Source organism: Niallia sp. HCP3S3_B10, assembly GCF_052064465.1.
Taxonomy (GTDB): Bacteria; Bacillota; Bacilli; order Bacillales; family Cytobacillaceae; genus Niallia; species Niallia hominis.
Genome location: NZ_JBQHVO010000008.1, coordinates 80,775 through 101,233, shown reverse-complemented (window position 1 = coordinate 101,233; position 20,459 = coordinate 80,775). Strand labels below are relative to the sequence as shown.

The 20,459-nt window shown below is 33.4% G+C and carries 27 protein-coding genes, 3 pseudogenes and 1 other annotated feature; of the genes and pseudogenes, 26 read left to right on the top strand and 4 right to left on the bottom strand.

Annotated features, from left to right (window positions below; all coding sequences use genetic code 11):
* Positions 1-153: 153 nt before the first annotated feature.
* Positions 154-368, top strand: a binding site (T-box leader).
* Positions 369-420: 52 nt separating this feature from the next.
* The 13 genes and pseudogenes from argS to ACTNDN_RS06500 all read left to right on the top strand — a co-directional run bounded on the left by argS (position 421) and on the right by ACTNDN_RS06500 (position 10,851).
* Complete coding sequence (gene argS, locus ACTNDN_RS06560) at positions 421-2,097, top strand: arginine--tRNA ligase (protein ID WP_441130920.1); 1,677 nt, start codon at positions 421-423, stop codon at positions 2,095-2,097.
* 208 nt (positions 2,098-2,305) lie between these two features.
* Complete coding sequence (locus ACTNDN_RS06555) at positions 2,306-2,974, top strand: YcnI family copper-binding membrane protein (RefSeq protein WP_031537824.1); 669 nt, start codon at positions 2,306-2,308, stop codon at positions 2,972-2,974.
* Between the two features lie 218 nt (positions 2,975-3,192).
* Positions 3,193-3,564, top strand: a complete 372-nt coding sequence (locus tag ACTNDN_RS06550; protein WP_031537825.1) for a VOC family protein — start codon at positions 3,193-3,195, stop codon at positions 3,562-3,564.
* 81 nt (positions 3,565-3,645) lie between these two features.
* Positions 3,646-4,572: a DUF2268 domain-containing putative Zn-dependent protease gene (locus ACTNDN_RS06545; protein ID WP_441130919.1), complete on the top strand. Its 927-nt coding sequence runs from the start codon at positions 3,646-3,648 to the stop codon at positions 4,570-4,572.
* A gap of 152 nt (positions 4,573-4,724) precedes the next feature.
* The gene (gene pdxR, locus ACTNDN_RS06540; RefSeq protein WP_441130918.1) at positions 4,725-6,161 is read left to right on the top strand and encodes a MocR-like pyridoxine biosynthesis transcription factor PdxR; all 1,437 of its coding nucleotides are present in this window, start codon (positions 4,725-4,727) and stop codon (positions 6,159-6,161) included.
* A 167-nt stretch (positions 6,162-6,328) separates the two neighbouring features.
* The gene (locus ACTNDN_RS06535) at positions 6,329-6,763 is read left to right on the top strand and encodes a YfmQ family protein (RefSeq protein WP_441130917.1); all 435 of its coding nucleotides are present in this window, start codon (positions 6,329-6,331) and stop codon (positions 6,761-6,763) included.
* Between the two features lie 144 nt (positions 6,764-6,907).
* A complete protein-coding gene (gene dnaN / locus ACTNDN_RS06530; protein WP_441130916.1) occupies positions 6,908-8,038 on the top strand; it encodes a DNA polymerase III subunit beta in 1,131 nt (376 codons plus the stop codon).
* Positions 8,038-8,133: pseudogene (locus ACTNDN_RS06525) on the top strand (antibiotic biosynthesis monooxygenase); the annotation flags it as partial. The gene dnaN and the pseudogene ACTNDN_RS06525, both read left to right, overlap by 1 nt.
* Positions 8,134-8,388: 255 nt before the next feature.
* A pseudogene (locus tag ACTNDN_RS06520) lies at positions 8,389-8,987 on the top strand (DUF2441 domain-containing protein).
* Positions 8,988-9,107: 120 nt separating this feature from the next.
* Positions 9,108-9,296 (top strand): hypothetical protein, encoded by a 189-nt coding sequence (locus tag ACTNDN_RS06515; RefSeq protein ID WP_441130915.1) that lies wholly within the window; start codon positions 9,108-9,110, stop codon positions 9,294-9,296.
* Between the two features lie 226 nt (positions 9,297-9,522).
* Positions 9,523-9,678, top strand: a complete 156-nt coding sequence (locus ACTNDN_RS06510; RefSeq protein WP_235251833.1) for a DUF3934 domain-containing protein — start codon at positions 9,523-9,525, stop codon at positions 9,676-9,678.
* 141 nt (positions 9,679-9,819) lie between these two features.
* A complete protein-coding gene (locus ACTNDN_RS06505; RefSeq protein ID WP_441130914.1) occupies positions 9,820-10,275 on the top strand; it encodes a GNAT family N-acetyltransferase in 456 nt (151 codons plus the stop codon).
* A 42-nt stretch (positions 10,276-10,317) separates the two neighbouring features.
* Positions 10,318-10,851 carry a dihydrofolate reductase family protein gene (locus tag ACTNDN_RS06500; protein ID WP_441130913.1) on the top strand — a complete coding sequence of 178 codons (534 nt, stop codon included), beginning with the start codon at positions 10,318-10,320 and terminating at the stop codon, positions 10,849-10,851.
* 114 nt (positions 10,852-10,965) lie between these two features.
* Here ACTNDN_RS06500 and ACTNDN_RS06495 read toward each other — a convergent pair whose 3' ends face one another.
* Positions 10,966-11,178 (bottom strand): hypothetical protein, encoded by a 213-nt coding sequence (locus ACTNDN_RS06495; RefSeq protein ID WP_441130912.1) that lies wholly within the window; start codon positions 11,176-11,178, stop codon positions 10,966-10,968.
* A 148-nt stretch (positions 11,179-11,326) separates the two neighbouring features.
* Here ACTNDN_RS06495 and ACTNDN_RS06490 point away from each other — a divergent pair, with 148 nt between their 5' ends.
* From ACTNDN_RS06490 to ACTNDN_RS06475, 4 genes are read left to right on the top strand one after another with little or no spacing between them, the layout of a single operon-like run.
* A complete protein-coding gene (locus ACTNDN_RS06490) occupies positions 11,327-11,497 on the top strand; it encodes a hypothetical protein (protein ID WP_031537842.1) in 171 nt (56 codons plus the stop codon).
* 20 nt (positions 11,498-11,517) lie between these two features.
* Positions 11,518-11,745: a hypothetical protein gene (locus ACTNDN_RS06485; protein ID WP_441130911.1), complete on the top strand. Its 228-nt coding sequence runs from the start codon at positions 11,518-11,520 to the stop codon at positions 11,743-11,745.
* Positions 11,746-11,769: 24 nt separating this feature from the next.
* Positions 11,770-12,243, top strand: coding sequence for a GNAT family N-acetyltransferase (locus ACTNDN_RS06480; protein ID WP_031537844.1), 474 nt, complete (start codon positions 11,770-11,772; stop codon positions 12,241-12,243).
* A gap of 38 nt (positions 12,244-12,281) precedes the next feature.
* Complete coding sequence (locus tag ACTNDN_RS06475; RefSeq protein ID WP_235251831.1) at positions 12,282-13,112, top strand: GNAT family N-acetyltransferase; 831 nt, start codon at positions 12,282-12,284, stop codon at positions 13,110-13,112.
* Positions 13,113-13,211: 99 nt separating this feature from the next.
* Here ACTNDN_RS06475 and csaA read toward each other — a convergent pair whose 3' ends face one another.
* Both csaA and ACTNDN_RS06465 read right to left on the bottom strand, forming a co-directional pair.
* Positions 13,212-13,541, bottom strand: a complete 330-nt coding sequence (gene csaA, locus ACTNDN_RS06470; protein ID WP_235251830.1) for a chaperone CsaA — start codon at positions 13,539-13,541, stop codon at positions 13,212-13,214.
* Between the two features lie 70 nt (positions 13,542-13,611).
* On the bottom strand, positions 13,612-14,388 hold the full coding sequence (locus ACTNDN_RS06465) for a class I SAM-dependent methyltransferase (protein ID WP_235251829.1): 777 nt from the start codon (positions 14,386-14,388) through the stop codon (positions 13,612-13,614).
* A 179-nt stretch (positions 14,389-14,567) separates the two neighbouring features.
* Between ACTNDN_RS06465 and ACTNDN_RS06460 the strand changes: the two genes are divergently transcribed.
* Both ACTNDN_RS06460 and ACTNDN_RS06455 read left to right on the top strand, forming a co-directional pair.
* Entirely contained in the window at positions 14,568-15,098 is a 531-nt protein-coding gene (locus tag ACTNDN_RS06460; protein WP_441130910.1) for a sigma-70 family RNA polymerase sigma factor, read from the top strand.
* The gene (locus tag ACTNDN_RS06455) at positions 15,058-15,951 is read left to right on the top strand and encodes a DUF4367 domain-containing protein (protein ID WP_235251827.1); all 894 of its coding nucleotides are present in this window, start codon (positions 15,058-15,060) and stop codon (positions 15,949-15,951) included. Before ACTNDN_RS06460 ends, ACTNDN_RS06455 begins: the two co-directional genes overlap by 41 nt.
* A gap of 105 nt (positions 15,952-16,056) precedes the next feature.
* On the opposite strand, the gene ACTNDN_RS06450 is transcribed toward ACTNDN_RS06455, so the two are convergent.
* Positions 16,057-16,203, bottom strand: a complete 147-nt coding sequence (locus ACTNDN_RS06450; RefSeq protein ID WP_155986752.1) for a hypothetical protein — start codon at positions 16,201-16,203, stop codon at positions 16,057-16,059.
* A 604-nt stretch (positions 16,204-16,807) separates the two neighbouring features.
* Between ACTNDN_RS06450 and ACTNDN_RS06445 the strand changes: the two genes are divergently transcribed.
* From ACTNDN_RS06445 to ACTNDN_RS06415, 7 genes and pseudogenes are all read left to right on the top strand, one after another.
* Positions 16,808-17,470, top strand: coding sequence for a Type 1 glutamine amidotransferase-like domain-containing protein (locus ACTNDN_RS06445; RefSeq protein ID WP_441130909.1), 663 nt, complete (start codon positions 16,808-16,810; stop codon positions 17,468-17,470).
* A gap of 106 nt (positions 17,471-17,576) precedes the next feature.
* Positions 17,577-18,279: pseudogene (locus ACTNDN_RS06440) on the top strand (class I SAM-dependent methyltransferase).
* A 106-nt stretch (positions 18,280-18,385) separates the two neighbouring features.
* Positions 18,386-18,679: a hypothetical protein gene (locus ACTNDN_RS06435; RefSeq protein ID WP_251629334.1), complete on the top strand. Its 294-nt coding sequence runs from the start codon at positions 18,386-18,388 to the stop codon at positions 18,677-18,679.
* Between the two features lie 7 nt (positions 18,680-18,686).
* Positions 18,687-18,866, top strand: coding sequence for a hypothetical protein (locus tag ACTNDN_RS06430; RefSeq protein ID WP_031537854.1), 180 nt, complete (start codon positions 18,687-18,689; stop codon positions 18,864-18,866).
* A 70-nt stretch (positions 18,867-18,936) separates the two neighbouring features.
* Positions 18,937-19,140, top strand: coding sequence for a hypothetical protein (locus tag ACTNDN_RS06425; RefSeq protein WP_031537855.1), 204 nt, complete (start codon positions 18,937-18,939; stop codon positions 19,138-19,140).
* Positions 19,141-19,201: 61 nt separating this feature from the next.
* Positions 19,202-19,738, top strand: a complete 537-nt coding sequence (locus tag ACTNDN_RS06420) for a DUF5412 family protein (protein WP_251629332.1) — start codon at positions 19,202-19,204, stop codon at positions 19,736-19,738.
* 165 nt (positions 19,739-19,903) lie between these two features.
* Positions 19,904-20,221 (top strand): HesB/IscA family protein, encoded by a 318-nt coding sequence (locus tag ACTNDN_RS06415; RefSeq protein WP_031537858.1) that lies wholly within the window; start codon positions 19,904-19,906, stop codon positions 20,219-20,221.
* Positions 20,222-20,459: the final 238 nt, after the last annotated feature.

Genomic DNA, 20,459 nt, shown 5'->3' with positions numbered 1-20,459 from the left:
TTTTTAGTACGCATAAATAAACACCAACTTAAATAATTAATAAGTCTATTATAACCTATTTTATCCGTTGGTGTTATTTATTCCGTGTAAGTTTTAAAAAGCAAAAAAGTGTTGGATTCTTCCGGAGAGTGTGTGTATAATAAGAAAAAATATGGAAAGTCGTTGAAAAAGAGACTAGCTAATTGGAAAGCGATAGCGAATTAGGGATGGTGGAAGCCTAATGTAGAACAATTAGTGAAACGCACTTTGGAGATATCATTCTGAAAATGGAAGTAGGAATGATCGGTGACAGGCCGTTAACTGATTTAAGTGGTTATGGAAATAGCAATTAGAGTGGTACCGCGGGAATTTAAGCTCTCGCCTCTTCGTTTGGAAGAGGTGGGGGCTTTTTTATTTTATCTTTAAAAAGGAGAAGAATAGATGGACATCAAATCAGAAATAGCAAACGTATTAGAACCATATTTAGATTTAACAAAGGAAATGATTGAACAACTATTGGAAAAACCGAAATTTGCTCATTTAGGAGATTTGGCTTTTCCATGCTTTACCCTTTCGAAATCAATGCGGAAAGCACCGCAGCTCATTGCTGCAGAGATTGCCGGAAAAATCGAGTCTCCACTAATTGCTCATGTTGAAGTTGTTGGCGGCTATGTTAATATTTATTTAAATCAGCAATTGCTTTCCTCTAAAGTAATTGGGGAAATACTTGAACAAAAGGAGCATTATGGCGATATCCAGCAAGATAAAGGAGTAATGACAATTGATTTGTCTTCTCCTAATATTGCCAAACCATTTTCAATGGGGCATTTGCGTTCAACGGTTATCGGGAATGCCATTGGACTTATTGCAGAGAAAAATGGCTATACCCCCATTCGCATTAATCATCTTGGTGATTGGGGGACACAGTTTGGGAAATTAATTGTTGCCTATAAAAAATGGGGAATAGAAGAGGAAGTAAGGAAAAATCCCATTAAAGAATTATTAAAGCTATATGTTCTGTTCCATGAGAAAGCCGAGAAAGATCCTGCCTTAAATGAGGAAGGGAGAAAATGGTTTAATTATTTGGAGCAGGGAAATGAAGAAGCGACAATACTTTGGAAATGGTTTCGAAAGGAATCGTTAAAAGAGTTTAATAAAATCTATCAACTATTAGGAATAACATTCGATTCAAACGATGGAGAAGCTTTTTTTAACGACAAGATGGAAGCTGTTGTCAAGTTATTAAAGGAGAAGCAGCTTTTAGTCGAATCAGAAGGGGCACAGGTGGTAGAGCTTGAAGACTTCCCGCCATGCTTAATCAAAAAGAGCGACGGAGCAACTCTTTATGCAACACGGGATCTAGCGGCAGCGATCTATCGCCAGGATATTTACCATTTTAAGAAAAGCTTATATGTGGTAGGCAATGAACAAACTCTCCATTTTAAGCAGTTATTTCAAGTATTAGAAAAAATGGGTTATGATTGGGCAAAAGGAATGGCTCATATTCCATTTGGTATGATGCTGAAAGAAGGCAAGAAAATGTCTACAAGAAAAGGGAAAGTGGTGCTATTAGAGGAGGTACTTCAAGCAGCAATCGAGTTGGCAGAGAAAAATATCGAAGAAAAAAACCCCTCTCTAAAAAAGAAAGAAGAAGTAGCAAAGCAAGTTGGAACTGGGGCAATCATTTTTCATGATTTAAAGCACTATCGGTTAACAGATATAGAATTTTCCTTAGAGGATATGCTTAAATTTGAAGGAGAAACAGGACCATATATCCAATATACACATGCAAGAGCGTGTTCCTTATTACGGAAAGGACAATTTTTCCAACCAGCTAACATTACTGCCTTACAGTGGGATCATGGAAGTTTTCCAATTGTGAAGAGTTTAATGTACTTTCCAACAAGTGTGGAAAGAGCAATGGAGCATTATGATCCTTCTGAAATCGCCAAGTATGTTATCGACTTAGCGAAAGCATTTAATAAATACTACGCACATGTTCAAATCTTGGAAGAAAACGATGAGAAACAAGCGAGACTATCATTGGTATACGCAGTAACACTTGTTTTAAAAGAAGGATTAAGATTGCTAGGTATATCCGCTCCTGAAGCGATGTAGAAGATTAAAAAGGATTTATTTTGGCGAAAATAGGATATAGCTCGTTAAAAATACATTTGATATAAAACGTTCACAGAATAGACACAAAAACAGCTATTTTATCTTTGAATGAAGTTACTTGATTTGTTATGATGAAGGAGGTTAACACGTGAGAGATAGTGTTAACCTCTCTTTATGGAATCAGTAAAAAAGTAAAGGAGATTTAAAAATGATACATAACAAGAAATTATTATCGGTACTAGTTGCTTTTGCAGCTGTCTTTTTCATTGCATTACCAGTGAATGCTCATGTGACAGTAAATCCTTCTCAATCAACTACAGAGGCTTGGGAAACATATCAAGTAAGAATACCGGTTGAAAAAAATGTGGATACAACCAAAGTTACAATCAAGATTCCGGAAAATGTGGAATTCAAAATGTATGCACCAGTGGATGGCTGGAAGACGACTACAACAACAGATGATAATGGGAAAGTTGCTACAGTTACTTGGGAAGCGGAATCAGAAGATACGGCAATTAAAGCTGGTCAATACCGCGACTTCACCTTTAGAGCACAAAATCCTAAAGAGCCTGGCGATATTGCCTGGGATGCATTCCAATACTATGCAGATGGCAGCATTGTCGAGTGGACAGGAGACAGTGATTCTGAATTACCTCATTCTATTACAAGTATTGCTCAATCCAATGAAACGGTTGATAGTCATGGACATAGCCATGGAACGGATGAAGCAACAGATGACACAGCAGATGATCATCATGCTTCAGACGAGGATACCGAGCATGCACATGAAGGTACGAATGTAAATATGATTCTTTCCATTATCGCGATTGTTTTATCAGTTGTAGCGATTGGATTGACTTTTATTAGAAAAAAATAATAAGATGAAAAAGTTCATTTCCTAAGGAATAGATTAGCTTCTAAGGAATGGACTTTTTTGTTTGTAAATGAATAATGTTTATTGAATTTTTCAAACGGTTGTTCTTTCACCGGTAACATTCCGATAAAGATAGGGTTAATTTAATTCAATTATCGGAAGGAAATAGGGATATAGAAAGGGAATATAGATATACCGGATTAAATAAAGGGGAGAAGGCTATGAGTAAATCATTTATTGAACAAGTCCATTATATTCGAATTCCTGTAAAAGATTTAGAACTGTCTGCAAAATGGTATAGAGATGTACTAGGGCTGCAGTTGCTAAACAATACAGAGGAACTTGCCATTATAAAAGTGAATGAAGGACCTTTTTTACTTATCTTAGTTCCTACTGAGGATGAAACATTTGCACATTTTACAATTGATAATAAACAAGAATTTAGCATTGGTTTTACAAGTCCAGAATTATCTAAATTTCATCAACACTTAATTAATAATCAAGTTAAGGTGGAGGATATAAAAGAAGATAATGGTCACACCTTTTTCCACTTTTATGACCCAAATGGAAATAAGCTCCAAGTACACTGGTAAGATTAAAATAATTCCCCATATTTTTACCTAAAAAACCTATTTACTATCTGTTGGACTTTGTAATTATTGAGGAGACATTTTATGCGTTTATTTGGTGTTTTTATTGTTTTACTTTTTTGTACAGTGCTGATATCATTTGATCAAAAAACTTTAGATGAAACGTTGATTTATTCGTACAATCATCCTGAAACAAATCAAGAATTTAATATTATTCATGTTTATAAGCTATATGACAACTATGAAAAAAGGATAGAAAAGGATTCAACTATTCCAAAAGAGCAAATATTTGAAGAAGAAGTAATTGAACCGGTTTTTGAAGCATGCTACCAGGATGGGGAATACTTTGAAAGAAGTGGGAAAACATATTCAGTCGAGCCTCCAGAAGACATGGAACTTGTTAACGCGATTATAAATACAATGGATGAGGAAAAAATAAATAATGCTATTAAAGAAGCATTAATAGAATCCGCTAATTATATTCCATCAAACAAAGCTACAGATGTATGCATTTATCCAACTCCATACGATCCTGATTTGCCACAAATGGTAACCGAAGGAACAGGGAAAATCAGTGTTCTTTACACGTTATTTTTTGATGAAGAATTTTTGAAGGTTGGAATAGCACATGAATACCATCATAGTGTTTGGACGGAAAATTATTTTAATAGAGAAAGCTCTGATACAGTATTGGATATTTTAGTTTTAGAAGGAAAAGCAGTGATGTTTGAAAACATTGTTTACCCTGGTAATTCGTATGAAGATCCAAGCTATCCTTTCTTAACAGAATATTGGGAACTAGTAGAGCCTGAATTGAATTTTTATGATGGATACCGTGCCTATGAAATAATCTATGGAGGGGACGAACTTCCTGAGAATTATGGGTATAACGCGGGATATCATTTAGTAAAAGCTTATTTAGACTCGCATACAAGTCTTACCCCCGAAGAATGGACAGAGGTATCTGGAGAAGAGATTTATGGGGATGGAAAATATATTGAGCTTTATTAGTAAAAAGTAGGGAAATATTCTATAGGAAAAAAGGAAAGCACTATAGCTGTTTAAAGGGAGAATATTAAGTTATAATGGAAAACAATATAATTTAGATAGCAGTGATAGCAGTCCTATATGGATGCAATATGAGGTAAAGAAGTGTGGAGGCAATGGAGTGGAAACCTAATCGACAAATAAAAAAAGCAATTTATAGGCAACTAGCTGAGTTTATTGAAAATGGTATCGCAGATGGATCTTTTCCTTTAGACAAGCCGTTGCCATCTGAAAGAACTTTAGCAAAATTGCTAGAATTGAATAGAAGTACAGTAGTTGCAGCCTATGATGAGTTAGAGTCAAATGGATTAATTGAAAGAAAACGCGGCAGTGGAACAACAATCAGTAAGGATATATGGGGAATAACCAAAAAGCGTGTGCCCAGCTGGAATCGCTATATTGAAGCTGGATCTTTTCTGCCTAATGTACCTGTCATGCAACGGATACGAAAAGAGATGGTGGATCATCATTTGATCAATTTAGCTAGTGGAGAACTTTCAGAGGATCTTTTTCCTTTAAAATCGCTACGGGAAATTACTTCTGATCGCTCTTATATTGGGTCATTAGGCTATGATCATCCACAAGGTAGCGAGGTGCTAAGAAAGACCATTGCCCATCATATGGAGGAATATCGTGGTTTGCATACGAACCCGTCTTCTATATTGATTACATCTGGAGCCCAACAAGCTTTGCATTTAATCATTCAATGTTTGCTTAAACCCGGGGATGCGGTAGCGATTGAGGATCCCTCTTATCATTATAGTCTGCCATTATTTGAATCAGCAGGAGTTAAAAGCTATTTATTGACAGCAGATGAAAACGGCATAAAACCTGATGATTTAATCTCGTTACATAGAAAGCACAGGATTAGAATGATATTTCTAAACCCAGCATTCCAAAACCCAACTGGCATTTCCCTCAGTCAAAAAAGGAGGAAGGAGATTTTAGAAATTTCTTCCCTATATGGCATACCAGTAGTAGAGGATGATCCATATAGTTTAACCTCTTTTTCTGGAAAACCGGTCTTTCCGCTGAAATCGATGGATGAAAATGGGAATGTTTTATATATTAGCTCGCTCTCTAAAATTGTTGCTTCTGGACTTCGAATTGGCTGGATTATTGGTCCAAAGCCAGTGATTGAAAGATTATCCGATGCTAAGCAACAGGTTGATTTTGGACATTCGAGTTATTCCCAATGGATAGCAAACGATTTTCTAGAATCGCCTTCGTTTGTATCCCATTTAAATCATTTAATTAAACAACTCGAAAGTAGAAGAAATCAAATCATCGAAAGTTTAGATACCTATTTAAAAGGAAAAGTAGAATTCATCATTCCAACTGGCGGGATTCATTTGTGGTGTAAAATAATAAATGAAGTCAACGAAAACCGTTTATTGGAGGAGTCGCTAAAAAATGGGGTTATTTATGCACCAGGCTCCACTATGGGTTCCAACTCTCATTATGTTCGATTTACTTATGCGAAAGAAAAAGAAACCAATATTGATGAGGGGATAAGAAGGTTTGCAGAAGCAATAAAGTCCAGTAGAGAATAATACAGATGAGATGCAAAACAACTTTGCATCATTTTTTATAGAGAAGTCAGCATAATTTGAAAGTGGATGGTCAATTTATATGATAATTGGATGGTCAATGTGAATGAGAAATTTAGTAATATTAATATCGTAGAAATGTTAATTGAATAAGTATGGAGTGAATGAGAATGACCTGGATTTCTATCATAGCATTAGCCCTATTTTGTATGATAAAAGTTTTAATGACGTGCTTACCAACTGGAGTGGTAGATTGGCTTTTGGATAAATATAAGATGCATTTAAAACTTAATGATTTGGAGACGGAAATCATCTACAACGAGAGGAAGGTAGATGGGGAGAATAAAGAGACGATAATAAAACTATTTAATGAAGCGATTGTCAGGGAAAAATATAGTCTATATCCAGGAAGTGAAGAAACATACCTCAATCCAAATAATGCTGAGTATTCCCTCATTATTCATACGAAAAAAGGAAATAAGAATATAAAATTATTCTTAAATAGTTATCACGATCATGTAGATATTGTGAAAAAATACAAAAATAAAATAGTCGCATATAGCACCTATCCTCTTCATTTAGATGTTTTAAAAAATAGAATTTGATTGTTACAAGATTATAACTACCAGTTTGGTAGTTTTTATTATTCGTTTTTTTTGAAAGGTAATGTGAGAGGGAAGAAAGAACAAGGAAATTGGCAATAAATGTCGAATTGTTTATTTATCAATTATTTTGGAGTGTTGAATATAATGGAATTTATTATTGATAGTGAAACCTTTAACAGAGCGATAGCAGATGTAAATAAAGCAGTATCACAGAATACCCCTTTTCCTATTCTTTCAGGCATAAAAATTATCGCAAATAAAGAATCTGTAATTGTTATAGGAAGTAACGCAGATATTATTATTGAAAAAGTGATTCCTTTGGAAATGGATGGAGTCAATGTGTTAGAAGTAAAGGAGATTGGCAGTGTCGTATTATCTGCCAAATATTTAAGTGAACTAGTGAGAAAGTTACCGGATAAAATCCATCTAACAGTAAACAAGAAGCAAATTGCTACCCTGAAAGCGGAGGAAATTATTACAGCTCTTAATGGTTACCATGCAGACGAATATCCAAGACTTCCACAAATAGATGAAAAGAGACATATTAAAATTCAAAGTAAAGATTTATTAGATATGATTAAACAGACAGCTTTTGCAGTATCAAAAAGTGAAGCAAGACCAGTGTTCACTGGCGTTAATATGATATTTAAAGAAAGTAAACTAACATTTGTGGCCACTAATTCTCATCGCTTAGCTTGTAGAGAGCTTACAATCGATTCTACTTTAAGTGGTTCATTTATTGTTCCAAGTAAAAGCCTCAAGGAACTTAGAAAATTATTACATAATGAAACTAAAATTATCGATATTTGTGTATCAGACAGTTATATTGTATTTAAATCGAATACTACCTCTCTTTATTCCAGATTAATAGAAGGAAACTATCCAAATATCTCAGGATTATTCTCCAACAATGCAAAGACAATAATTATAGTTAACACAAAGCAGCTATTAAGAGGAATAGACCGAGCTTGCCTATTCGCAAGTGAATGGAAGAATAATAATGTCTATTTGGAAATAAAAGAGGCTTCAAAATTAAAAATCACCTCAAACATTTCTGAGATAGGAAAAATAGAGGAAACACAAATTATAAAAAAGCTTGATGGAGAGACAGAATTAAGTATCTCTTTAGATGGAAGCTTTCTAACGGAGGCTTTAAATGTAATAATGGAAGAAGATGTAAGAATAAGTTTTGGAGGTTCTATGAGACCGGTATTAATAGAACCTGTTGGAAATAATATGTATCTTCATCTAATATCTCCAGTGCGTTCGTATTAAGACAATCGAATGAATATCAGGATTGGAAAAAGCAGCTACATCATTTTTATGATCCCTTTCCAATAGTTGAACATTTTACAAAGGTTGTCCTTTGAGGGGATATACATTTCTTTTTAGCATATAGTAGATGAGTAAAATAATATAAAGAAAAAAGCAGTGTATATATGATATTTATCATATCGATTGGAATAGTTATAGTAGTTATTACTTGTCTATCAATAGAAGTAAAACTAGGAAAAGTAACGAAGCAAAACAAGGAAATTCTAGAATCATTGAAAAGGGAGAAAGAAACTAAAAAGTGGTAATTGTTTTCTGATGATACTAATTTGTCTTAAACAGGAGGAGGAGACATGAAAGAATTTACTGCCTATCATCTTGTCACAAATAAAAAAATGACGCATGGACAGGTCATTAACTTTGAAAAACACCAAAAAAACACTTTATATCATTTCTTTTTGAAAGAGAACATTTAAATGATCAAAACAATGATTGTATGCAACTTTTAAATGATTATTATTCAGAAGAAGGCTTACACTTAGATAAAGAAAATGCCGAAGTTGTTGTTCAGTATGCGGGGCATACAATGAGAGCGATTAGAGAAGTAATAACCGAAATGGTTAGGCTACAGGAATATCCAGATTATCCTTCCAGGCTGGCTTGTTTATATGCTGCGAAAAGTTATGATGAAGTTCTAAAATGGAAAGCATTATTTGATTCCTATAACCGCAATGTATTACAGATTGTTAAGCTTCGTGTGATGGGGAATTATTTTGAAGGAGATGGGGAACTATTGCCAACTATAGAGGCTGCACCTTTCCACAAAAAAATAGAACAGGCTCGGCAATATTGGAAAGGAAACGAGAAAAATGAGCTACCTGCGCTTTTGATCAATGGAAAAATTGAAGTGGTCGAGATTATTCATGATTTTACAATTGGCAAATTTAATTAAAAGTGGATAATGAAAATTCGAACAAACATTTTGAAACCTATTTGTTCAACAAACGTATAAAATATAAGGCGAATAGCAGCTAATATAAGTATTCATAATGATCAAAAAGGTGTGAAAAAAATGTTTAAATCTGAAATGGTTAACAGAATAGTTTCATTGGTCGGTTTTTGGATTGTCGTCCTTATTGTCTTATTTAGTGATAATTCGATTGGTAGCAGTATCTTTTTTTGGGGAATAGTGGTTGTGTTTACTACTTATGATGTATATAGAGTTGTAATTGCTGGAAAGAAAAACAATAGTGAAGTATAAAGGAACGAGTGCTTAATCTAAGAAAGAATAGTGCTTCTTTTGTAATATGTTATGGTTGGTGGAAGAAAAAAAGTTTATTATCATATACAAAAATTATTAATTGTTTCAAACATTAACTCCTTGTTATATACTTATAGTTCATTATGTATGTTTTTTTACCATAATAAAAGGATAAGACTAACTAATGATAGATACGTAAATGGACAAGAAAATCGGAGTTGATTCTATGAGTAAAGCAAAAGGTAAGGGCGGAACAGGCAGAGGAACAGATAAGAAGGGCTGGAATCGTTGGCAAGCTAGTGCAAACAAAAAAAAGAGTAACAAGCCTTACACGAGTAAAGGTGTTAAAAATCGCAAAAATACAGAGACATCGGAAAAATAATTTCTGTTGCTATATAACAGACGGAGCGATTCTTTCATGAGGAAGGATCGCTTTTTCCTTATTTAAATTTTTTCCAAGCTAGGTAAAGCAGGAATTGATTGTTAAAAACTAGAATAAAAAGTGAAGGGGGAGTGATAAGCAATGATTAAATTAGATTTAATCAATTCTGATGAATATAAAACATATCTATCTTCTGCAATTAAAACCTATGCACAAGAAAAAGTTTTGTCAGGAAATTGGAAGCAGGAAGAATCCATAAGAAAAGCGGAAGAGGAATATGCAAAACTTTTGCCGCAAGGAGAAAAGACGGAGCGGAATTTCTTATACACGATTCGAAAGGATGACGAGTCAGTTGGCGTTATTTGGCTCGCACAAAAGTCTGAAAAACTAGGGTTTATCTATGATATACATATAAGAGAAAAATACCAAGGGAATGGCTATGCCAAAGAAGCACTAAAGCAAATAGAGATGGTTGGGCAGGAGGTCGGATTGAAAAAAATAGGTCTCCATGTTTTTGGTCATAATCTAGTAGCCCGAGGATTATATGAGAAAGTAGGGTATGAGACTACGAATGTTTTGATGGAAAAAGACATTTAATTCTACTATTTATGAAAAGGCGTCATTATTGAAGGGGAATTTATGAGTGAAAAACGAAAATTAGTATTATTTATTGCCTCAAGCTTAGATGGATATATTGCGACGAAAGACGACTCTCTTGAATGGCTATTCAAAGTAGAAGGGGAAGGGGATAACGGAATTAGCGAGTTTTATGAAACTGTGGATACCATTTTGCTTGGTAAAAGGACTTATGATTGGATTATGAACCAAGAAGGAGGGGAATTTCCATATAAAAACAAAAACTGTTATGTATATACAAAGTCTTCTATTGAGGATACAGAGTATGTAAAATTTGTTAATGAAGATGTCACTAAATTTGCTGATAAGCTAAAAAGCGAAGAGGGAAAATCGATTTGGATTGTTGGTGGAGGAGAACTATTATATTCTTTTATGAAAGAAAAATTGGTTGATGAAATCATTGTAACAATAGCTCCAACTATTCTAGGCAATGGAATTCCGTTATTTAAAGAGGGGGATTATCAATTAGACCTTTCTTTGAAAAGATTAAGAACCTTTAATCAGTTTGTAGAGCTTCATTATGTAGTGAAAGAATAATTCATAAAATGGCTAATTAAAGCATTGCTGCAATATGTGGTAATGCTTTTTTGCCTATAGTTTGACAAAAAAAGAGAACTCCCGTAACTTTGGAAGTTCTGTGTAAAGCGGATTTTAAAATTGGAAATTTTGAAAAAGGGAGATAGTCAGAATAATGGTTGATAAGGTACCGGCAGACATTAAAGTTATGACTTTACGCTTGTTTTTTAATTTATTCTTCTCCTCTGAAGTTTTTACAAGCTCTCGAGATAGCGTACACCATATAACGATCGATACAATTGCTATAAGTAAAAGCAATATATAATCACCTCCTACAGAAATTTTCATTGATTGAATAATTTGAATTCTAATAACTTAAATGTAACATATGTGTCTGCATTTTTCATTTGAGCTTAGTCTAAATGGGGATAAACGGAACTTTTAATAGCTATTGTCCGTAGTAAATAGTAGATAAATTATATAGGGAGGAACAGCGATGTTTAAACTAAAACCCCAATGTTCCTATTGTGGCAAACATATTAAAGGGAATGAAGTTGTTTTTGTGAAAATGCTCTATCCAAAGCGAAAAGGGATGACGGAAATAAAAGCTTATATACATTATGAAGGGAAATTAATTTGTGAAAAATGCTTTAATACGAAGCAGTAATTAATTTAGGAGGGAAGAGATTGAGAACGATATTATATAATAGTGCATTTGCAATAGTGGCAGTGTATATAATCGTTCATATAGATAATTATTTGGTAGGAATTATTCCGTTAATTTCTTTATGGGTTATGTATGACTATACACATAATTTAGAGAAAAAAACAGATGTGAATCGCAAAGTGAAAGCTATCGGAACAATATGTTATTTGGTAATTGCCATTATTGGATTATTCCTATTCCTTTTATAAATAATATTAATTAGGAGGTTAACTATGTTTGAAACAAGATGGGCTACTTATGACGAGCTGAGTATTATGACAGACTACTGGTATAAAATGGCTTGTGAAATGGGAGAAATAGATGGAATACCAAAGCCAAATCTTCGGCGGATTGAAGAAGTGAAAAACATATTTCTAAAGGAATTTGAATTAGGCAATTTAATGTTTAGAGTTGCTTTAGATAACGACGATGAAAAGATTGTTGCTTGTGCAGGCGGTTTAATTAGAACAGAGTATGCCTTTCCACTTGCAGAAGAACAAAGTCTCTTTGGCTGGGTGATAGCGGTATATACGATGAAAGAATATCGGAAAAATGGTTTAGCTTCTCAGTTAGTAGATGAAGTTTGTTTATGGCTAAAACAAAAAGGCGCAAAACGAGCAAGATTATGGTCCAGTTCTACTGGACGAACGGTTTATGAACAGCTGGGCTTTGATAATATGATGGATTTATCAAAGAAGCTTTCTTAAAAATAGAAAAAGAAACGATTGAGAGAGGGAAGAGGGTATTGAAATTCACAGAACGATCTTTAAGAATTCTACATCAAGCAGAAAAGCAAGCTAGTAGGACAAATACGATTATGTACCCCATTCATCTGTTATTTGGTATTTTGCATGAAAAAACAGGAGTGTGTGCTGAAATACATAATACATGTCCCGATCTTATAGTTAAAGTAAGGGAACAATTAAAGAATCCAAGTGTAAGGGAAAACGAACAAGGAATTCCGTTTGAACATTTTCAAGTAAATATTTCTCATTCTACGAAAAATATTTTTGAGTTTGCAAGTAATCGAATGAATAGATTTAAGCAGATTTATATAAATGAAGGACATTTGTTTGAGGGGATATTGGAAAGTAATGACCAATTAACAAGTGCAATATTTGAAGCGTTTGATATAGCTAGTATCCTAGAAATAGTTGCTTATCCAAGGAATTTGACTGTTTCATTAAAAGAGTATTCTTTTCCACATCCACCATCAAGCAAGATTACGTATAGAAAAGCAACAAGAAAAGATGTTGCTTTATTAAAACGCTTTGTGAATATGGAATTTGGAAATGGATGGATGGAAGCAATCGAAAATGGTTTATTTATGAACGAAATTCCTATTTTTATTGCATTCGATAATACAAGCATAATTGGTTTTGCTTGCTTTGATGTAGTAGGAAGAAAAAAGGGATTATTTGGACCAATGGGAGTCGCTCTTTCTAATCGAGCACAAGGTATTGGATATACTTTGCTGCATTTATGTTTAAATGAGATGAAGGAAATGGGCTATGAATCTATCATTATTGACGAAGCAGGTCCGATTGAGTTCTATGAAAGGGCAAATTTAGTATAACTATTCAAATATCTACCTTAAGTATATTGAAATAACAGTATATTCAGTAAAAAGAAGACCGACTTGTTCAAGCGGTCTTTACCATTTTTATTTGAATCTTCACTCTATCGGTGTTCCGTTTTTTACAGGCACGTCTGGTTTTAAAAGTACCACATCACCTTCTTCCGGGACACCTCCAATTACCAATACTTCAGATTTAAAACCAGCTATACGTCGTGCTGGGAAGTTTACCACTGCAACTACTTGGCTACCAATAAGTGCTTCTGGTGTATATCGTTGTGTAATTTGTGCAGAAGAATGTTTAATGCCAATTTCTCCAAAGTCAATATCTAATTTTATAGCAGGCTTACGTGCTTCTGGAAAAAGTTCTGCTTTTATAATAGTGCCAACACGGATATCCAATTTTAAAAAGTCTTCAATTGTTGCCATGAATACATCTCCATTTTCGTTTTATTTTAGTCTATCTTTAAATGAAATCTGTTTTTTAATTGATTCCCTATTATTCTTTCACACCAATCAATCGGAGCCTTTTATAGTCTGCCATCCATTTTCCTTTTATATATAATCTATCTTTTACATTTTCTTCAACCTTTGAAATGATTTCGGTCTTAGCATCTATAGAAATACCATGAAACAGAAGATCTCCAAACATAGTAATCCAATTCCTCAAGCCATTGTCTCCATCTAATGGAGTCGGTCGATCATAGTGTTGCGCAAAGGTAACCCTAAATCCGACTTTTTCCATTAAATGTGAATACTCCCCAATACTTGGATAAAACCAGGGGAATTGTTCTTCGCTAAACGGAAATCCTGCTCCTTTTATTTGACGTATTATTTCATCTGTTATTATTTGAACATTCCCTTTGCCACCAAATTCGGCAACAAATCTTCCTCCTTTTTTTAAACTTTGATAGATTCCTTCTAATGCTTTGACAGGAGGGTGTACCCAATGCAGAGTCGCATTAGAAAATACTGCATCAAATTCGCTAGGAAAATGTAAGCTTGTTGCATCTTGAACCAAGAATTTTAAATGAGGATATTTATTGAATGCTTTCTTCACCATATTTTCCGATTTATCGATACCTAAAGTCTCAGCACCAAAATTATGGATGGTATTCGTTAAATCACCCGTTCCACAGCCAAGATCGAGGATCGTTTCGCCAGGCTTTGGATCTAACAACTCTACTAAATTATTTCCAAATTTTGAAACAAACGAATGCTTATCATCATATAAATCCGCATTCCAATTGTCTTTTCCATTTTGAAAAGATTCCATTTCTACACTCTCCCTATGTATATATTTGTAAGTTGAATTATAATGGAAAATATTGATAAAGGGAATTAGTATTATGATAGATGCGAGATTTTATTTTTAAAAAATGGGAACCTTTCCTAAAGAAAAGACATCTTACATATGAAAGACGTCAACTAGATATTGAATAAGGAGGTTAATTCTTGGATAAGAAAGAAGTTCTAGAGTTATGGATAGACCAGTATACGCAACGTCTTGTTAGGCTTGCATATACATACACGAAAGATTGGTTAAAAGCAGAAGATCAAGTACAAGAAGCATTTGTTAAGGCATTTTATTCGATGGATCAATTAAAGAATAAGGAAGAGCCATTCTCTTGGCTGGCGAGAATTGTAATAAATGAATGCAATAGTTCGTTTCGAAAATCTTGGCGAGAAGTTATATCTGATTTTTTACCGGAAATGAATCAAGAAAGCAGTGAAGACTCCTATCTCCGAAGTGTACAGGAAGAAGAAATACATAATGCTGTCTATGATTTACCGAAACCTTATAGTTTGCCTATTACACTTTTCTATTTTGAAGAGCTATCGATTCAGCAAATAGCAGACGTTTTATATCTTAAAGTTGGCACAGTAAAATCTAGACTTGCTAGAGGTCGTCAATTATTAAGTAATAGAATGAAGGAGGATGGAAATGGAAGAAAAAGAATTAAGATTAGCAAAGATGTACTTTAAGCATGAAGTGAATCTGGAAAAGTTTAAAAAAGAAACATTCGAAAAAATAGATCAGGAATTAGATAGAGAAGAAAAGCGAAAGAAAAACTACCCTAAGTGGGTACTTGCATCTGTAGCTTCGTTAATGATAATTGGAGCGAGTCTAGCTTTTGGTGCTTCGCACATGGCAGATGCTGCACAATCTTTCATTAGTCAGCTATTTGGGTCGAAAGAGAATCTAATGAAAGCATATCCCGAAGAAACTCAAGGAGAATTAGATTTCTTTGAGCGCAGCATGCAAATAGCGAAGGAGAATTTAACCAACGAAGAATTCAAACAGTATAGTCAATTGTATACAGAACAGGCTGAGACATGGAAAAAGATAAATAAAGAAAATCGACAGCCAGATAGCAAAGAAGCTAAAAGACTACATGAAATTAAAGAATTACAAAGTACTTATGAACAGAAATTTGCTCTTAAGGAAGCACAGGTATTCGCAAGTTTTCCTATTATAAAACCTACTTATCTACCAGAAGGATATAAACAAGTAGATGAAAGCTTTGCTATATATAAGGAAGGGGAAGAACCGATTGTTTCATTAGAATATAGCGATGGCGCGTCTAGAATTTCAACCCAACAGCTAAATGTAAATCAAAAAGCTGATTTAGAAATGGAAGAGTCCGGTTTTTTTGAACAGCCTGATTCTTATTTTATAAATGGATTTCAGGTGGATTATGTTTCCCCTAGTGATGAATGGCCGTTTGTTGGGATGAGGGTAATAGTACCTGAAAAAGGATATAAAATCATCTTAACTGCAGATACAATGTCTAAAGAAGAAATGGAAAAAGTATTGCTGTCAATGATTGAAAAGTAAGAGATATGTGTAATGGAAGATCGAATTATTCCTACGATAACAATGGAAAAAGAAAGCATAATCATTCTTGATCATGCTTTCTTTTCCATAGATGATTGTGTTCTATTACTGTTGTTTGCCTGATTTAGCTGCTTCCTTATTTGGAACAGATTGAGGAGAATGGTGTTTTTCACTCCCCCCATTAGTCGGCCCATATGTATGAGCATCGTCCGTGATTTTAGCGCCTTCTAAAAAATTATCCTTCGTTTTCATATTTTTCACCTCCGTTTTTAGTATGTGGCTTCATTTAAATATTATGAATTGGATTTGTAACAGTAAGCTTGATTCCAGGTATTATATTATTTGTTGTGTATTCTTCCATTCACAATTGCCATTTTTCCTATCTCTGTAAAGCCGTTAAAAAAGCCGAGAAGTTTAGCTTTTATAAAGAAATGAAGATGGTTTTTCCATTATTGTAGCCAAATCTTTGGATTTCGACTTTTTTAATTAGTTAATCAGTATTTCTCCGCTCATTTGTTCTCCCGTTACTAGAAATTAACATTGAATAATAACATATCCTATTACTTAAATCAGCCAGTACCCATTCTTCCATTTATAATTCATGTCATTTCTATTAAAATAAAAATAGGAAAAGAAATAGTAATGGAGAATATTACATAAAAAATGGTGATGGTGCATTAGAGCATTATCAAAACGAGAATTAATATATTCGCAACCAGAAAATGAATATTTGGAAAGAATGGGAGAAAGTATGCGGTACTTTCATTGAATCAGATAAAAAAGATTTTTTAGATATATCAATTAATTACTATCATTGTAAGATAGAATATTTTTATTTTAAGGAGAAGCAAAATTTATGGGGATTATAATATTGTCCGGTGGTGGAGATTTAAAACAGACCTTTGAAATTAATCAGTATTTTGTGCAATTGATCAATAAGGACAAACCGTTATTATATCTACCTATAGCAGGAGACTTGAAAGTAAGAACATATGAATCTAGTTTAGTCTATATAGAGAAAATGTTTCGTCCTTTGGGAATCCATAATATAACAATGTGGACAGATATCAATGGGAAAACAATAGAAGAATTAAACGAGTTTTCAGCAGTTTATATCGGTGGAGGAAACACTCTTTCTTTATTAAATGATCTTAAGGAATCTGGTTTTGATCAATTACTAAGCTTATATTTTCACAACGGCGGTACAATATATGGTCAAAGTGCTGGGGCAATAGTGCTTGGAAAAAATAATATTTTACATTCTTGTGGTGAAAATTACTCGTTTTATGTATATGCAGGATTAAATTTAGTTGCAAATTATTCAATATGGTGCCATTACTCCACTAAAGATGATCTATTAATAGAAGCTTGTTTAAAGAAAAATCAACAAACTTATATACTACTTCCTGATGGTGTTGCTGTCGTATTTAATGAGGGAGATTTAAGTGTAATAGCTAAAAGTAAGCCAAAGATTGCCACTTTAAATAAATTTGGGAAGATGGGTTTAAAAGAAATCTGAATTATCAGTATGTTGCGGGAGGATTTAAATAAAAGACTAGAGGCGGATTTTACTCTGAATATTAGCTGTATATGGAGAAAGTTATTAGAAGAATGGAGGGCTATATGTGTCTAGATTAGATTTAATCCGAAAAGAAGAAAAGAAATACCATGATTATTTTTATGAAAATTATAAGTTGTTTGAAGAAGGATCGTGGTTATATAAGCCGGTAAAAGTTGTTTTAGATTTTTTCCTAATACAGAAAATATGCGGGTACTGGATTTAGGTTCAGCTGTCGGGAGAAACAGTATTCCCATTGCGCAAGAATTAAAGGTAAGAACGGGAAAGTCATTTGTGTTGATCTATTAGATTCCGCTTTAGAAAAATTGAAACGGTATAGCAAAGAATATAAGGTTGAAGGAATCATTGAAATGAGAAAGGCAGATATTGGCCATTATGTAATCGATGAAAATGAATTTGATCTCATTGTTGCTGTGTCCACTTTGGAGCACGTCGAATCAGATGAGGTTTTTGAAGATGTATTGAAACAGATGGCAGTCGGAACAAAAAATGATGGAATAAACTGCTTGATTGTTAATTCTGAGATAGAAGAAATCGAACTGGCAACGAATAAAAAGTTAGATGCAATGATGGAAATAAATAAGAAAACGGAAGATATGATACATACACTAAATAGAATCTATAGAGGGTGGGAAATGTTGTCCCAAGTAGTTAAACCGTTGGAATATACAATTGTCCGTGATGAAAAGGTAGTATTGCTAAAAATAAATGCTGTTACTTTTATTGTAAGAAAGCCAGCTATTAAATAATAAATTCTGATCGTTGATAAGGCTTGGCTTTTTTTGCGTGAAACTTAATTACGTTCTAAAACGTATAAATAGATAACAAATAGAAAAGGTATGAGCATGCTATTGGTTGAAGACTATTTTATCACTAATATTAATAACCGTTCTTGTTTCTTCGCTAATTATCGTAATTAAAAAGAGGAAAAATACAGGAATAACGGGAATTAAAAGTGCTTTAACACATATTTGCTTTTTTCTTATAAGTATATTCAGTTTATTAGCTTATTGGTTAAAGTATACAGGGCTTACCGTTTGGCTAATCAATGTTTTTCTATTAATTATGGCAGCCTTTTTTACAAAATATATGCCAAAAGGTAAAAATGGAACCGGAGTATTTAAAGATAATGATTTAATAAGAGGGTGAATTACTTATGAAAAACAAAATTTTAAACTTCGTTGTTCTTACACTGATATTATCAGCAATGGTGATTAATAATTTAGAAGGACTTCATCCTTTCAAAATGATAGTTAATAATGTTGCGATGGGGATTTTAATTTTGATTGGTAGTGACCATCTGTATAGGCATTTGAAGCGAAGTAAAATACAATAAAAAAATAAGTTTTTTTCATAAAAGCATACATATCTAACCGTAAAATCTAAACAACTAGTTAGAGGTGTTTATGATGATCAATCTATTAGAAACAATCAATCAATTATCGGTGGTATTGCTACTACTATGCACTTTTTTCTATTATTGGCATTTAAAAAGGAATAAAAAGCAAAGAAAACTAACAACATTTGAATTTTGGATGTTTTTCACTATTAAACTAGCTATTTTTGTTGGCGCAGGTAGTTATGTTCTGCTTTTTTTAGATCGGAATTAGACTTGAAAATTTAACAAATGAATAGATAGCATGGATGAACATTTTAAATAGGGGGAGCTTTATGGAAAAGAGCTATAATGTATGGTCACTATATTTAATACTTGTTTGTTTAGTCTTAGGAGCTTATTCCTTGTATTCAAATATTAACAACACTTGGTTGATTGCACCTCCAAATTATATTTTACTTATATTTAGTGTAGTAGCCTTTATTTTCGCTATTATTGGTTTTAAAGATAAAAGAAATAGGCGCTCAAAGACAAGAAGTTGGTTAACGGTCATTTTATCCGCCAGCCTTTCCATTGCATTCTTACTTGCAACCATGTTTGTATTATTTGCCTCTGGGTTTGGAGCAAACAAGCATTTGGAAACAGTACAATCTCCTGAAGGAACGAACACAATAGATTTTTACCGATATGATGCCGGGGCAATGGGGTCATTTGGAGTTAGGGGAGAATTAAACGGTCCACTTTGGTTTAAAAAGAGAATCTATTATCAAGATAATATCGAAAATGTAGAGGTTAAGTGGGAAAATGAAAATACCGTTTCGATTAACAATCATCTGTTAGATCTGAAAAAAGGAGAACGATACGGATATTAGTTACTAGAAAACTAACTTTTTTTTCAATATTTTTCTTTATCCATACATCAGAAAGCAGTTTTTTTGCAACCCTTTGCGAAATCCATTATGCTGAAAGTAAGATGAGTTACATTCTTATATTGGAATAGTATATATAAGATGTAAAAATAGGTAGGAGATGGCAAAATGAAGGTAACAATCACAGATGCTGCTGTTGAAAAATTTCGTAGTTATGAAGTTCCTGAAGGTGCAGTTTATCGGTTAAACACAATCTTTAGCGGTGGATGCAGCTATGTTTATAATTTCGATTTAGCGGTTGATTTTCCACAAGAAGGCGATACAGCCTTTGAAGATAATGGCTTAACGATTTATTTAGATCCCTTAACAATTAAGCATATTAATGAGGATTTAAAGTTTGATTATGTACAAGGAAAAGGATTTCGCTTAATTGGTGCTAGTGAAATTTATTCTTTTCATTTGGAAGTTAAGCAAAAAGCGAATTAATAAAGGGAAGAATCAGGTCTCTAATAGGGGCCTGTTTTTATTATTTTAAGCGGATATATGATTTGATTTATCCTATTCTTTAGTTTTTATAAGCTGTAAAAATAAATTAATTGAAACATTTCCTCCGTTCACTCGTATACTCAATGAAAGAGAGGGATATTAGAAAATGGTTATGTATTTCATAATGCTCTTACTTGGAGCTTTATTCGTTTTTGGGTCATTATATTACATAGTTGTT